Origin of the sequence: Gulosibacter molinativorax (assembly GCF_003010915.2) — a bacterium.
In the GTDB taxonomy this organism is placed as follows: Bacteria; Actinomycetota; Actinomycetes; order Actinomycetales; family Microbacteriaceae; genus Gulosibacter; species Gulosibacter molinativorax.
Window position 1 is genome coordinate 1,188,789 of the sequence record NZ_CP028426.1, and the last position, 14,048, is coordinate 1,202,836.

The 14,048-nt window shown below is 62.2% G+C and carries 14 protein-coding genes, 1 tRNA gene and 1 pseudogene; 8 read left to right on the top strand and 8 right to left on the bottom strand.

Annotated elements, in window-relative coordinates; genetic code table 11:
• Positions 1–37: 37 nt before the first annotated feature.
• The 3 genes from GMOLON4_RS05655 to argS all read right to left on the bottom strand — a co-directional run bounded on the left by GMOLON4_RS05655 (position 38) and on the right by argS (position 4,028).
• The gene (locus GMOLON4_RS05655; protein ID WP_051265788.1) at positions 38–1,372 is read right to left on the bottom strand and encodes a hypothetical protein; all 1,335 of its coding nucleotides are present in this window, start codon (positions 1,370–1,372) and stop codon (positions 38–40) included.
• A 121-nt stretch (positions 1,373–1,493) separates the two neighbouring features.
• Positions 1,494–2,357 (bottom strand): LmeA family phospholipid-binding protein, encoded by an 864-nt coding sequence (locus tag GMOLON4_RS05660; RefSeq protein ID WP_026935586.1) that lies wholly within the window; start codon positions 2,355–2,357, stop codon positions 1,494–1,496.
• 3 nt (positions 2,358–2,360) lie between these two features.
• Positions 2,361–4,028, bottom strand: a complete 1,668-nt coding sequence (gene argS / locus GMOLON4_RS05665) for an arginine--tRNA ligase (protein ID WP_026935585.1) — start codon at positions 4,026–4,028, stop codon at positions 2,361–2,363.
• Between the two features lie 73 nt (positions 4,029–4,101).
• Here argS and GMOLON4_RS05670 point away from each other — a divergent pair.
• Positions 4,102–4,174 (top strand) — tRNA-Arg (locus tag GMOLON4_RS05670).
• Positions 4,175–4,406: 232 nt separating this feature from the next.
• Here the strand turns inward: GMOLON4_RS05670 and GMOLON4_RS05675 are convergent.
• A complete protein-coding gene (locus tag GMOLON4_RS05675; protein WP_169516418.1) occupies positions 4,407–4,607 on the bottom strand; it encodes a hypothetical protein in 201 nt (66 codons plus the stop codon).
• 119 nt (positions 4,608–4,726) lie between these two features.
• Between GMOLON4_RS05675 and GMOLON4_RS05680 the strand changes: the two are divergent.
• From GMOLON4_RS05680 to GMOLON4_RS05690, 3 genes and pseudogenes are all read left to right on the top strand, one after another.
• Positions 4,727–4,939: pseudogene (locus tag GMOLON4_RS05680) on the top strand (IS1634 family transposase); the annotation flags it as partial.
• 19 nt (positions 4,940–4,958) lie between these two features.
• Positions 4,959–5,153, top strand: coding sequence for an integrase core domain-containing protein (locus GMOLON4_RS05685; protein WP_051265783.1), 195 nt, complete (start codon positions 4,959–4,961; stop codon positions 5,151–5,153).
• Positions 5,154–5,815: 662 nt separating this feature from the next.
• Complete coding sequence (locus tag GMOLON4_RS05690; RefSeq protein WP_146137435.1) at positions 5,816–6,253, top strand: hypothetical protein; 438 nt, start codon at positions 5,816–5,818, stop codon at positions 6,251–6,253.
• 1,681 nt (positions 6,254–7,934) lie between these two features.
• Here the strand turns inward: GMOLON4_RS05690 and GMOLON4_RS05700 are convergent.
• The gene (locus GMOLON4_RS05700) at positions 7,935–8,291 is read right to left on the bottom strand and encodes a cupin domain-containing protein (protein WP_026935582.1); all 357 of its coding nucleotides are present in this window, start codon (positions 8,289–8,291) and stop codon (positions 7,935–7,937) included.
• Positions 8,292–8,427: 136 nt separating this feature from the next.
• Here GMOLON4_RS05700 and GMOLON4_RS05705 point away from each other — a divergent pair, with 136 nt between their 5' ends.
• Together GMOLON4_RS05705 and GMOLON4_RS05710 are read left to right on the top strand one after the other, a co-directional pair.
• Positions 8,428–9,348, top strand: coding sequence for a cation diffusion facilitator family transporter (locus tag GMOLON4_RS05705; RefSeq protein ID WP_026935581.1), 921 nt, complete (start codon positions 8,428–8,430; stop codon positions 9,346–9,348).
• 124 nt (positions 9,349–9,472) lie between these two features.
• Positions 9,473–10,048, top strand: a complete 576-nt coding sequence (locus tag GMOLON4_RS05710; protein ID WP_026935580.1) for a helix-turn-helix domain-containing protein — start codon at positions 9,473–9,475, stop codon at positions 10,046–10,048.
• Positions 10,049–10,058: 10 nt separating this feature from the next.
• On the opposite strand, the gene GMOLON4_RS05715 is transcribed toward GMOLON4_RS05710, so the two are convergent.
• The gene (locus tag GMOLON4_RS05715) at positions 10,059–11,216 is read right to left on the bottom strand and encodes a trans-sulfuration enzyme family protein (protein ID WP_035731259.1); all 1,158 of its coding nucleotides are present in this window, start codon (positions 11,214–11,216) and stop codon (positions 10,059–10,061) included.
• A gap of 266 nt (positions 11,217–11,482) precedes the next feature.
• Here GMOLON4_RS05715 and GMOLON4_RS05720 point away from each other — a divergent pair, with 266 nt between their 5' ends.
• On the top strand, positions 11,483–11,797 hold the full coding sequence (locus tag GMOLON4_RS05720; protein ID WP_051265780.1) for a DUF4333 domain-containing protein: 315 nt from the start codon (positions 11,483–11,485) through the stop codon (positions 11,795–11,797).
• A gap of 111 nt (positions 11,798–11,908) precedes the next feature.
• Here the strand turns inward: GMOLON4_RS05720 and GMOLON4_RS05725 are convergent, their stop codons facing one another.
• Both GMOLON4_RS05725 and GMOLON4_RS05730 read right to left on the bottom strand, forming a co-directional pair.
• Entirely contained in the window at positions 11,909–12,349 is a 441-nt protein-coding gene (locus GMOLON4_RS05725; protein ID WP_026935577.1) for a hypothetical protein, read from the bottom strand.
• 10 nt (positions 12,350–12,359) lie between these two features.
• On the bottom strand, positions 12,360–13,133 hold the full coding sequence (locus GMOLON4_RS05730) for a gamma-glutamyl-gamma-aminobutyrate hydrolase family protein (RefSeq protein WP_084147252.1): 774 nt from the start codon (positions 13,131–13,133) through the stop codon (positions 12,360–12,362).
• Positions 13,134–13,247: 114 nt separating this feature from the next.
• Here GMOLON4_RS05730 and GMOLON4_RS05735 point away from each other — a divergent pair, with 114 nt between their 5' ends.
• Positions 13,248–13,991: an SDR family oxidoreductase gene (locus GMOLON4_RS05735; protein ID WP_026935576.1), complete on the top strand. Its 744-nt coding sequence runs from the start codon at positions 13,248–13,250 to the stop codon at positions 13,989–13,991.
• The last annotated feature ends 57 nt before the right edge of the window (positions 13,992–14,048 follow it).

The window sequence follows — 14,048 nt, forward strand, 5'->3', positions numbered from 1 at the left end:
GGACGCCTCCGCCGCCGTTCGCGGGAGCCGCGTAACGCTACGCCATGCAGGTCGTTATCGCGAGGTCTCCGGTCGGGACGTTGTCAACCTCCCACTGGAAGTGCATGCCCTCCTCGTCGACCGCGGCTTCGGTGACATACGACTCGTAGTCGGTCGCCTCGCAGGGGTCCACCTGCTGCGTCAAGTCAGTAGTGCCCATCTGGTCCGTGTAGTCCTGGCCGTCCATGGTCATCGACGTAATTTCCATGACCATCCAGCCTTCGACCGCAGAGATCTGCATCGTCATCTCGACGGTGGAGCCGTACTGCTCCATCTTCAGCGAGAGACCATCGCTCGTGAGGGATGCATCCATGCCGTCGAACGTGGCGCCCGTGGCCTCGTCCAAGAACACGTCCATGATGGCATCGGCAGGAACGTTGACGTCGACGCGAACCCGATCGATCGTGCCTTCCCCGTTCGCGGGTGCGCCGAAGAGCGTGTACTTGACGTCGTACGGAATGTCGTTCGCGACGAGTTCGGGCCCGTGAACCTCAACCTGCGAATACTTGCCGCCCATGGATTCGAAGACGTACGAGCCGCCCGCGAAGGATCCGTTCAGGTCTCCCTCGGCAGTCGTACCGTTGATTTCGATCCCCTGCTCCTCGAGGAGCGCGACATAGGTGTTTCCCGCCGAGCTGCGCCCGGCGAATTCCCAGATGAGTCCAGCGACGACGAGCAGCACGACCACGCCACCGGCGATGAGGCCGATGAGCATGCCCTTGCTCTTCTTCGGCGTGTTCCCGCCGGTCGGCTGACCGTAACCACCGGACGCCGCGGCATAGCCGCCGCCCTGCCCGTAGCCCGAGCCCGACTGATCGTAGCTACCGCTGTAGCCGCCCTGTCCCGGCGCACCCTGCTGCTGCGATGCATCCTGCCCGTAGCCGTACTGCTGCTGACCGGCGCCCTGACCGTAGCCGGAGGCTTCGTTGCCGTAGACCGCCTGGTTCTGCTGGTAACCCGAGCCGTAGCCCTGGTCGCCGTACGAACCGCCGGACGCGCTGTAGGAACCGTAGTCCGCCGGCTGCCCCTGCGCGTCGGCGCCCTGCTGGCCGTACTGCTGGCCCAGATTCTGTTGGCCCTGATTCTGCTGGCCATAGGAGTCTGCCCCGTAGGTGCCTTGGCTATACGAGCCCTGCCCGTAGCCGCCCTGGCCGTAAGTGTTCTGACCGGATGCGTCCTGGCCGCCCTGCGAACCGTACGATTCCTGACCGTATTGGTTCTGGTCGTACTGATTCTGACCGTGCTGCTGACCGCCCGCGTTGCCGGTCTTGTCTTGATCCTCCGGCTTTTGACCCCAGGGATTCTGATTACCAGCGTTCGGGTCATACGTCATGATTGCTGCTCCTTCGATCCATCGGGCCGCGCAACGGGATTGCGCACCACATCATTCAACCACTCGACGGCAACCGCTCACTCGACCGATGAACGAATTCCATCGCCGGGATGAGACAACCCTACGCGGCAGAGCAACTCCCCCGCGTGTCGAAAACCTTGTCGGTGATGGTCATCGGCTCGGTCGTCCGGTAGCCGACCTCGAGCCCATCCTCAACTACCTCGACCGAGGTGATCTCGAGCGACTCCGGCAGGTGCTCGGCCACGCAGAACTCGAGCGTGAATTGCTCGGGGTCGACCGGAATATCGGCCCCGCTCGCGCCCGAGTGCACCGAAATGCTTTCGGCAAAGATCTGAATGCGCCCACCCGACTGCAGCCGCGCGTTTGCGACCACATCGAGCGTCACATCCACGCCAAACACGCTGACCGCGGTGGAATAGCCGAAGCTTCCGTCCTGCAGATCGATCGCGTGCATAGTGATCCCGTATTCGGCCGTGGCGTCGGCCAAAAGTCGGTTCAGCGACTCCTCGCCGATGCGCACCGTCCCCTCGGCGGAGCCGATCTCGACGGGATCCGTGAGCGTCACTGATTCTGCCGCGATGTCGATGCTGCCCTTCGCAGCCCCGAAGTAGACGTTGCTGCCCTCGATGTCGAGCCCGGAAAGCTCCCCGCCGATGACCTCGCACAGGACACACCAGCCGGTCGCCGACGCCGAGACCTCCGCGACCACGCCGTCGGGCATCGACTCCTCGATCTGGCTCGCGGCGATCCGGCCGACCAGGATGCGCGTGAGCAGTTCGGCTGCGATCGCGAGGACCACCAGCAGTACGGCGAGCCAGACAAGCAGTCGACCCCAGCGCACTCCATTCGGCCGGGCACGATCCTGCTCGCCGTACCCGGGAAGCTCGTAGGCCGGCTGCCCAAAGTCCGGCAGCGCATCCGACGCTTCGGCCCGGGACGCCGACGCCTCCGAATTCACGGCCACCGGTTACATCCGGTCCGGCGCTTCCACGCCGACCATGTTGAGCCCGTTTCGCAGCACCTGCGAGGTCGCCTCGTTGAGCACGAAGCGGCTCGAGTGGACTGCCTCGACGGGGTCGTCGCCCTGCGGGATCACGCGGCACTGGTCGTACCAGCGGTTGTACGCGGCGGCGAGGTCTTCGAGGTAACGCGTCACGCGGTGCGGCTCGCGCTCGACCGCGGCAACCTCGAGGATGCGCGGGAACTCGCGTAGTTGCCCGAGCAGGTTGTTCTCGGTTGGATGCGTGAGGGTCGCGGGATCGAAGTTGTCGCCATTGATCTCGGCCGCCGTCGCGTTGCGGTTGACCGCACGCGTGCGGGCGTGCGCGTACTGCACGTAATAGACGGGGTTGTCGTTTGAGCGGCTTACCAGCAGGTCGAGGTCGATGTCGATTGAGGTGTTGGTCGACGAGCGAACGAGCGAGTAGCGCGCGGCGTCAACCCCCACTGCATCAATGAGGTCGTCGAGGGTCACGATGTTGCCCGCGCGCTTCGACATCCGCACCGGCTCGCCGTCCTTCACGAGGTTGACCATCTGGCCGATGAGGATCTGCATGTTGACGCCCGGGGTGTCGCCGAACGACTCGGCCATCGCCATCATGCGGCCGATGTACCCGTGGTGGTCCGCGCCGAGCATGTAGAGGTTTTCGTCAAACCCGCGCTCGCGCTTGTTCACGTAGTAGCCAATGTCGCCCGCGAAGTAGGTCGGCTCGCCGTTGGAGCGAATGATCACGCGGTCCTTGTCGTCACCAAAGTCGGTCGTGCGCAGCCAGACTGCGCCATCCTGCTCATAGATGCGACCGAGGTCGCGCAGTCGCTGGATCGCGAGCTCGACCGAACCATCGGAGTGCACCGTGTCCTCGTGGAAAAACACGTCGAAGTGCACGCGGAACTCTTCGAGCTTGTCGCGGATCGCGCCGAACATGAGCTCGACGCCGTGTTCACGGAAGACCTCCTGCTTCGCGTCGCGGTCGGATGCCGCAGCGAGCTCCTCAGGATGCGCCTCGGCAACCTCGGTGGCGATGTCGCTGATGTACTGCCCCGCGTAGCCGTCCTCAGGGGTGGGCTCGCCAAGGTATGCGGCCACCAGCGAGTTCGCAAAACGGTCGATCTGCGCGCCGTGGTCGTTGAAGTAGTACTCGCGGGTCACATTCGCGCCCGCGTTGAGCAGGACGCGCGCGAGCGAGTCGCCGACGGCGGCCCAGCGCGCGCCGCCGAGGTGGATGGGCCCGGTCGGGTTCGCCGAGACAAACTCGAGGTTGATCTTGCGGCCGGCGAGCGCGGTCACATTGCCGTATGACTCCCCCGCCGAGACAATTTCGCGGGCGAGCTCGCCAGCCGAGGCCTCGTCGAGGGTGATGTTGATGAATCCGGGACCGGCGACGTCGACCTTCTTCACCGAAGGGTCGGCCTCGAGGCCAGCCGCGATCTCCTGCGCGAGCTCGCGCGGGTTCGTGCCGACTCGCTTCGCGAAGCGCATCGCGACGTTCGACGCCCAGTCGCCGTGATCGCGATTCTTGGGCCGCTCCAGCTTGAGGTCGTCGTCGGTGAGTGTGATGTCACTGCCACCTTCACGGCGGTCGAGCGCCGTGCGGATCGAAGAGGCGAGGGCAGAGGTAAGGGTCGAGTCGTTCATCAGGGTCAATGGTAGGCGTTGCCGGGCGAGGATGCGCATTCCCCCTTCTCAATCCTGCTAAGCTGTCCGAGTTGCCTCCGTAGCTCAGTGGATAGAGCGCCGGTTTCCGGTACCGTAGGTCGCAGGTTCGACTCCTGTCGGGGGCACTAAGGGTTGTTTGCGATTGGTCTGAGATCAATTTGCGAAACCATATAGGCATGACGGATACGGCCCGGCGCTCGCTTCTTTCGAGTCCAGCGCGGCCCGTTTCGTTGCCCCTATGCGCGAAAACGACACAATCGCCCGTTTCCCTATCTCTCGTGGCGGAGATGCTGGGAAACGAGCGATTTTAGGCGCGCCGATAGCCCCGACTTGTGCGGGGCTAGTGAGATGTGGGTGTTAGGCCGCTACTGGTCGCGGTGGGCCATGCCCAGGCACCAACAGCGGCAGCTCGGGGGCCACGAAATCGGGCAGCGACGAGCCGGTGCGACGCTTCCGCGTGCCTGTGCCCGGGGACGGTGCTTCATCGCCGCTGCCCTGACGTTTCAAGTACCCAGCGATCTTGCGCAGGTTCACCACGCACACGACCAACGCAATCATGATGAACTGTTTGCCGTAGCCACGCACCCGGCGAAGCCCGGACTGCCCCAACCGGCCATTACCATCGCCCTTGAGCGACGTGTTCGCGCTTTCGACCGCAGAGCGTGGCCCCTGGTAGCGACGCGCACTTGACGGTCGTGTTCGCGGCGTTAGCGGTAGCCCGGAAGATTGAGGCCGTCACGGGCTGGTCGCTCAAGAAATTCATCACCACCGCGCGCCGTTATCGCGAGGTCGAGATCGTCGTGGGCGGGCATGCCGTGACCGCGGCGGACCCGCTCCCGGAGGACCTCGCCGCGGCCCTCGAAGCGCTGAAGCAGTGTGCACTAAATTGACCTAAGTCAGGACAATGCCATGGCCGAGGCGCTAAATTCGGTGTTCAAAGCCGAACTGATCGACCGGTACGAGTGGCACGGGCTGATCGATGTGATGGCCGCGACCTCAGAATGGGTGGGCTGGTACAACCAGCGTCGACTCCATTCCGGCATCGATTATCTGACGCCGGCCGAGGCCCACGCAATGCACCAACCAATGGCGCTTGCAGCATAGAAAACCAAGAAAAGAACTCTCTACCAAACCCGGGGCTTGACATGCGGTTGTTCAGTATTCCCGCGAGCATCGCACGCACTGGCCGGCGCACGATCCTGCATCTGTCTGACCGTGCCCAATGGGCCCAGATCGCGCTGTACGCGATTACGCGCCTACGCCTGCTCGCACGAGCGCCCGGATAGTCGCTACCCCAGACACCCGCTCTCGAATCGAAAGCCCCTTGGTGTGGAATCCCGCTCCCGCAGCGTCACGCGGCCGAATGTCGTGCGCTCATGCAAGAAGTCACTTCGATTCCGGTGACGACGCTACAAAGCTCCGCTCAACCGACCTATGAAATATCGAGGTTAGGCGCTGCGCGGTCAGTAAAGCGCATGTCGAGTACGAATTGTTTGACGTTTCCGTCAGTAACGACGCACTCTGCGCGGTTGTCGAGCATCGACACAAGCCTGCACCGATCGTGGCTGCTCGGTGAATGCATTGAGCGGACTTCAGCCCCGTGAGCGTCGCCCACTGAGAGAGGCGAAGGAAGCGGCATAGCAATCACCCAGGAGAGTGACTACTTAATTCAGGAGCGTGCGAAGATGCGTTGCTATTGTGTCGGTGTGCAGCGAAGAGATCGAAAGCAGAAATAATCGTGCATGTATTTGCGCAGGAGGACTCTAGTGCCGCTCGAAAACTCCCAAACAAGCAGCGAATTCCGTCGCGTGTTGAGCAAGCTGCATGACATGTATGGGCTGGAAGCGGGTAACTGTGACCTTTTTGTTCTTGACAATGGGTACCCCGCAATTGCCTACGCAGGTAGCGACAATTCAATCTATGCCATCTACTTGGCACCCTGGACGGATAGATACTGCGCGTTACGATTTACTGTTGATGAATGGCAGTTAGGTCATATATGGCCCGAACAAGTGGTCACCCGCCTGGCAGCAGATATTGCGACAGCTTTGCAAGAGCCTTGGGGCAGCGTCTCGCCACGAGAGGTTCAAGGAATCCTATGGTCTGGTGATGTTTATAGGGATGAAGCGTTCCTGGAAAACCTGCCACCCCGCGCTTTTATAGACCAAATTGAGGCCTGGGCTCGAAGCGCCCCTAACGAATAGGCCTTCGCTAGGGGCGTTTCGGTTGATTAGGCTATGGGCTCACGCGACAATGTGTACTCTGTAGTTTGGTGGTGACCGTCAATGCTCGAAGAGACTGGCGGCGCAGTTACAGTATTCTGAGTGATCCCATCCCTCGTGGCTGCCGAGTTAAGGGCGGTGGTTACCCAGTCGGGACATTTCGTCGCGCTGTTTGGCATTTCGCAGTAGGACGTCACAAGGCCGAACTTTCCAACCAGAATCACGTTGTATAGAGTCGACTCATTCAATGCAGGTGAGTAGATAGCATGCATCTTAATCTGCTCGACAGTTTGGCATTTCGTTCCGGTGCAGACTTGGCGTGAGACGTAGGATATTAGGTCATAGCAACCATTATTTTGCGGCTTAGTGCTATCATTTGGAGATTGAAGTAGCCATTTGAGCCCCGGGATGGTTCGAATATTGTGCTTATGGTAAGCCTTATCGTATCCAAAGCCTTTGCTTGGGGTGTCCGAGTCAAAGTATCCTCGACGAATGGGTATGCTTCCCAATACTGGATTCGATGCAGTGCCCATCACTTGCTGCAAAGGGTAGCCGTCCGGTGGTAATGCATACGGTTCGAAGTCGAGTTCATCTGTCGTGTCGTCGCTACGCGAATCACCGGCTTCCAGTGGGGCGGCCACTGAAGCATTAGCTGTTCCGGCAGGAGTAAGGCTCAATATAGAGGCCAATGTCATGAGTGATATTAGGAGTAAGGTGCTGACTCTTTTTCGAGCGCTTCGAATCATTTGGTCTCCGATGAATGAGTTGATGAATGTGTCGTCTTTAGGCGATCATAAATCGAAGAATTTCGAGAACTGATTGCGTCAACAAACTGTGAACACACCGGTATTAAAGCGCGAAATTGTATTGATTTAGCGGCCATGCTCGAAGAGGAAATATTCGTTGATACGATGCTGGACGAGATGATCGGACGTCTCCGACCCACACTCGACCAATGGTCATTAACATCGTGCATGGGTCCTTCGGGTGGGGTTTTGCGGCATCGTTGCCTCAATCACAGGGAATTTTTTGCATAAGCGCACGACACTCGACCGCGTGACGCTACGGGAGCGGGATTTCAACCCCGAAGGCCCCTTCAATGGTCGAGGTGAGTATCGGAACGAGCTGCTATCCCGGGGCTCGCGAAAGTCCCCGCAACCGGGTGATCGCCTCCAGCACGGTCTGTACCCAGTGGGCACGGTGGGATATATGCACAATTGTGCGTCGGAAAGTGCATGCGATCGCCGCGGGAATGCTGAATAACCGCAGCCGGAGCCGTTTCACCTCCCACCGTCGTGCTCCGCGTCGGGAGACCAGAGGAGCCCCATCCAGGTGGTGATTTCTCCGGCGAGGGCCACGAGTTGGCACCAGATCTGTTTCTGTGCCAACCCATGCAGAGGCAAATTCCGTGGGCCGGTGTCTTTCGTGATCCGGATTCGGTCCTCGCACCATGTCTTCGACATCCCGGTGCGCGCCACTATCAGCGGAAGTTTCGGATACGTGAGACAGATGGTCGTTCGCGCGAGTAGCGACATCGTCGAGCCTTCAACAGCTACAAGCAGTGCTTAGAGCTGGGAAGTTTTCGTCCTTAGCCTGGGAAGTGGCCCGCGAGAGACGGTCATAAATCCCTGGTCACCGAGTTTCGCAAACAGCCCACTAAGGGTTAAGCGATGAATTGCCCTGGCGGATAGGGCCGTTTGGCCACGCTAATGAGAATCGCGGAGTCTTCCAGAGCCTCAATACTGTGGCGAGCGTGCGGCACGATGAGGAGACTTCCGGTTCGCGCTTTCCACGAATCGTCGCCCACTCGAAGGCGAACTCGGCCCTGGATCACGTAGACGGTGACATCGTCCTGATTGTCATGTTCACCGAGATTGGTCCCTTTGATCATCCCGACCACTGTTTGGCGCAGCGACTTCTCATGGCCGCCGAAGACGGTTTCCGCGGCTCGTCCGCCATCGGCCTCCGCCGCAGCGTGGAGCAGTTCACGCGCGAGCGCACTAATCGAGAGTTTCGTCATGATTGCAAGTCTAGGTGCGGGGCCCTGTCCCGGTCGGCGAGTTGCGCAAACACCCCGCTGCAGGATCGTTCAGTTTTTCAGACATCTGTCGTGAAATGATCATCCCGAACAGACTTCGAATCTGGAAGGTGCAGACATGACTGCGTCGGAGACCCCTCGCGTCTCAGAGAATCGCCTCCTCATGCGATTCATGTGGCTTTCGGTCGCGGCCGCGATCGTCACGATTGTGCTCAAGGTTGCCGCGGCCGTCATCACCGGTTCTGTCGGGTTCCTCTCGGATGCACTTGAATCGGGCGTAAACCTCGTCGCCGCCATCGTGGCGCTGGTCGCGCTTCAGATCGCCTCGCGGCCGGCGGATGCGAATCACCAGTTCGGGCACGGTAAGGCCGAGTACGTTTCCGCCCTCGTAGAGGGAGCGATGATCTTCGTGGCCTCCGCGATGATCATTTGGACGTCGATTCAGCGACTGCTCGACCCGCAGCCACTCGAACAGCCTGGAATCGGCCTCGTCCTCAGCATCACGGCATCGGTCGTCAACCTCGTCGTGGCGCTCGTGCTCATCCGCGCGGGCAAGCGATACCGCTCCCCTACGCTTTCTGCGGACGGACAACACCTCATGACTGATGTCTGGACCACCGTCGGCGTCATCATCGGCATCGCCGCGGTCGCTCTCACCGGCTGGCTCTGGCTCGACCCGCTCATCGCACTGGCCGTGGGCGTCAACATCCTCGTGACTGGCTACAAGCTCCTCCGATCTTCGCTCTCGAGCCTTCTCAGCCAGGCGCTCCCCGCCAAGGACATGGCAAAGATCGAGCCCGTAGTGGCAACATTCCAGACGGAGAACGGCGTCACCGTCGAGCGGATTCGCTCTGTCGAGTCGGGACGTGAGCGCCAGATCGCCCTCCTAATGCGAGTCCCCGCATCCTGGAGCGTCGACGAAGCGACCCAGACTGCAGATCGGCTTGACCGCGCGATCAATGAGGCGTTGCCCGACACCCAGATCATCGTGGAGACGCGGCCCCGCGAACAGGCTTCCATGACCCCGCCGAATGACTGATCTCATTCGTCCGCACGCGACCCTGCGCCGATAATCGCGGGACCTTAACTTCGGCAGTCACCTCTGGCGGGCTCCTCTAGTATCGTCGCTGAAATGTCCGACATAGTAACGAGGGGGCCGGACCGTGGATGATCTGAGCGCTTCGCTAGCGGCGGTGGTCCAGGATGAGCGGCTCACTCGCGGCCTTTCGCTCGCGGGTCTCGCCGAGGCCTCCGGGGTGTCGCGGGCCATGATCTCGAAAATCGAACGGTCCGAGGCCCAGCCCACGGCAGCGCTGCTCGCGAAACTCTCGGCGGCGCTGAACCTCACCCTCTCGGAGCTCATCGCCCGAGCCGAGGTCGACTCGCAGCGACTCATCCGGCACGCACAGCAAACCGTGTGGCAGGATCCACAAACCGGCTATCGGCGGCGGGCCGTCTCCCCTCCCGGCAGCACCTCGCTCGAGCTCATCGAAGTCGAACTACCCGCCGGCGCCGAGGTTCGCTATCCGGCCGAAGCCTATCGATTCATCGATCAGCAAATCTGGATGCTCGAAGGTCACCTTCGGTTCATCGAGGGCGACGAAGTCCACCAACTCGACCCGGGTGATTGTCTTCAGCTCGGCGCCCCGCAGCACTGCGCGTTCGTAAACCCGACCGATTCGACGTGCCGATATCTTGTTGCGCTCGACAAGCTCACCGTGACTCGCCGCGACAGCTAGCCGCGCATCCTCAACCGAGCACGCGACGAATCGAGCCAACGAGATCTGCCCATAGGTCCTCGACGTGTTCGATGCCGATAGACGCCCGGCACAGCGTCATCGGCACCCCCGCCGCGATTTCCGCGTCCCATCGTGTCCGCCGCTCGATGACCGTCTCGACACCGCCGAGGCTCGTGGCGTGGGTCATGAGTGTAAGGCCCTGCAGAATCTCATCGGTCTGCTCCGGGGTGCAATCAAGCTCGAACGAGAGCATGTTGCCGCATCCCTCCGGCAGCACGCGTCGAGCGAGTTCGTACTGCGGGCTACTGACGAGCCCCGGATAGTTGACGCCACTTACGCGAGGATGCGCGGCTAGCCGCTGGGCAAGTTCCGTCGCGTTGGCTTCGGCCTTGTCGAGACGCACGGCGAGGGTGCGTAGCCCGCGCAGCGCCAGGAATGGCTCGAGGCCGCCGGGCACCGAGCCGAAATCGTGCCGATAGGCCGAGAGTCGAGCGGCCACCTCAGGCGCGCGGCAGACGGCTATGCCGAGTAGCGCGTCGTCGTGCCCACCGATGAGCTTTGTTGCCGAGTGCATGACGATATCGGCGCCCATCGCGAGGGGCCGCTGTCGTAGCGGCGTCGCAAAAGTCGCGTCAACGACGGTCATCGCGCCGTTCGCGCGGGCACCCTCGACGATCGCAGGAACGTCCGCCACCAGCATCGTCGGGTTTGCGATCGACTCGAGCCACACGAGGTCCGCCCCGCGCGAGGCCGCAATGACCGCATCCGTATCGCCAGCATCCACCGCGACAACTCGCACGCGACCGTGGGCTTCGAGCCGCCGCATGAGGTTCGTCACCCCGTAATACGCCGCGCCCGGAAGCACGACGACCCCGCCCGTTGGCACCAAGTCGGCGATCGCGGTTGCCGCCGCGAGTCCTGACGAGAACGCAACTGCGTGGCCGCCATCAAGTGCGCCCACCGCGGTCTCGAACGCGGCCCAACCATCGTTGCCGTCGCGGCCGTAGGCCCGCTCGGTGTCGTGCACGTAGGTGGTGCTCAGGGTTATCGCGGGGTTCATCGCCGCACCGGCCACGCGCTCCGGACGCCCCGCCTGCACCGTGACCGTCTCGGGCCGCCATTCGGGCGCCACCGACACATGGGCGGAAGAGATGGACGATTCGGACATGGCACTCCTTAAACACGCAGCGACTGGCAGCTTCCTCGGACGGGAAGACCCACTAATGCTGTCACTATAAGCACCATTGCGTCCACTATCGAGGCCACTCGAGCCCGCGCGGTTTGACCGCTGCGCGATTATCCGCACCGGCCGATTCCGACCTACCCGGCACTACGTTGTGCCGGATCGCACGCAGCACAACGTCCCCGTAATCCTCAGGCATCAAATTGCGTTCAGACCAGTTGTTTTCGAGGTTGTCGCGACAGGCTGTCCGCATGACTCGAACCGCAGTGACAAGTTTTGCCGCCCTTGCAGTCGTCGGCCTCGCGCTCGCCGGCTGCAGCTCGACCCTCACCGTCTCGGAATCGGATGTGGAGGCCCAGGCTGCCTCAAGCCTCGAAGGCCAGCTCGGCTTCGCCCCGGAAATCGACTGTACCGAGGGGCTCCCGGGAGAGGTGGGCGCGGAGATCACGTGCGATCTCTTCGACCAGAGCGGCGCCCGCTATGACGTCATCATGACCGTCACAAACGTGGATGGGACCAACGTCGAGTTTGACGTCAACGTTCCGCCAGGGCAGACCGGCGAGTAGGCCTCCGGACGCACTTCGGCTGCCACCAACACTGCAACTGCATCATCCACTCACCGCAACAGAAAACGCCACGCTTTCCGGGGACGAAAGCGTGGCGTTCTGTGTCCGCGGCTACATCGTGCTCGCGGCGAGGTTAAAGATCAGTCCCCCCGCGAAGGATACGAGGACTCCGAAAAGCTCAGCGCACGCGAGGCCGACCGCAATCCCGGCAATGACGAGACCTTGACCGCGGCGGAGGGCGATGATCCCGAGCACCAACGCGGTCGCGCTGAGCACGAGCGTCAGCAGAGCATTCACTATCCCTGCCGCGGACACAATAAGGCTGCCCACATCGGAAATGAGCAGAAACGACGGTGCCCAGGCAAGTAACGCGTGAACGACCACCGTGACAATCGCGAAGATGAGCGCGAGCTTCGCGAGACCCGCGCCCCCGCTCCGAGGTGCCGTCGGTGCCAGCTGTGACGGCTGCTCCTGGAATGAGGGCTGCGGAACATATGGCGATTGGAACTGTGACTGCGGTTGGGACTGCTCAGCGTTGTGTTGGTCGCTCATGCCAGCGAGCCTAGACGACGCTAGGGTTGGCGCTGGCCTGTTCGGTCGCAATATCCGTCGAGCGGAGCACGTCAAGTAGTCCGCGAAGGAGGGTTTCGAGGTGCCCCGGCTCCGAGCCGAGCGACTCGGGGTGCCACTGCACTGCCACGAGCGGTGCGGATTCATGTTCGAGAGCCTCGACTGTCCCGTCTGGCGCGGTCGCGGCGATGCGCAGATTCTGCCCCAGCGCATCCGCCGCCTGGTGGTGCGATGACTCGGTGAGCAGCTCGGGTACGCCAACGATTTCCCGGAGACGAGTGCCTTCAACGAGCGTGACCGGATGCTGCACAAATTCGTGCTCCTCGACGCCCGTCTTGCGGTGACCGTCGGCCGTGTCGAGATGTTGCACGAGCGTCCCGCCGAGCGCGACATTCACGAGCTGAAGCCCGCGGCAGATTCCGAAGAGCGGCTTGTGATTCGCGACCGATTCGCGAATGAGCTCGGTCGAGCGCGCGTCAGCGAGCGAGAGGTGGTTCCCGGTCTCGGGGTACTCCTTCGTCTTCCCATAGAGGGTCGGGTCGACGTCCTCGCCGCCCATGACGACCACCGCATCCGCCTGGCGATAGGCATTGCGAATGTCTTCCTCCGACGCATCACCGATGTAGATGCGGTTCGGCAGCCAGCCGACGCTGCGCGCGACGTCGACGACTTGCTGGGTCAATTCGTCAAGGGCTGCGGTGAACGCCTTATCAGCGCGCTCATTGGTGCCCTCGATCACCAGCAGAAAGGGAACTTGAGTACTCATCCTCACGGTTATAGCAGTTGACACGTATCGCCGCGAAATGCGAGGCGCGTATTCTTCACGGGAGAGACACTCCGTGAGCCAACGTAGGTTCGCGAATACCTTGGAGGAGTTGCCATGAAATTCGCAATCGCCGGCGGCACCGGCACGCTCGGGAAGGCCACAGTTCTGGCGGCACAGGAACGGGGCCACAACACCGTCGTGCTCGCCCGTAGTCGCGGCATCGACATCACTGTCCCGGAGCAGGTGACTCCCGCGCTCGAGGGTGTGGATGCGGTGATCGACGCGTCGTCCGTGGCGACGATGGATGCGAAGGAGTCGGTGCGTTTCTTCGGGAAGGCGACGCGAACGCTGCTCGCCGCCGAGCAAGAACACGGCATCGGCCATCACGTGGCGGTCTCGATCATCGGCGCCGCGCGCATCAACGCGGGTTACTACGCGGGCAAGGCGACGCAGGAAAAGATTCTCCGCGGGCTATCGGGCGGCTGGTCGATTCTCCGCGCGGCGCAGTTCCACGATTTCGCCCTGCAATTCGAGGATCGATACGCGTTCGCGAACATTCGACTCGTGCCGCGGATGCGTGCGCAGCCGGTCTCGGTCGACGAGGTGGCTGCCGCACTGCTGGAAATCGTGGAGGGCGGGCCACAGGGACTCGCACCTGATATCGCAGGCCCGCAAGAGGAGCGGATGGCGGACATGGTGCGCCGCTACCTCAGCGTCAAGAACAGCCCGAACCGCGCCCTCGAGATCCCGCTGCCGGGCAGGCTTGGCCGGGGCTTACGCGACGGGTCGCTCGTCGCCGGGCCGCACGCGCGACTCGGCACGCAGACCTACAACGAGTGGCTCGCGACGCAGCTCTAACGGTCGCGCCTCGGAAACCTGAAGCGGCACCCCACCGCTTGGGTGGGATGCCGCCTC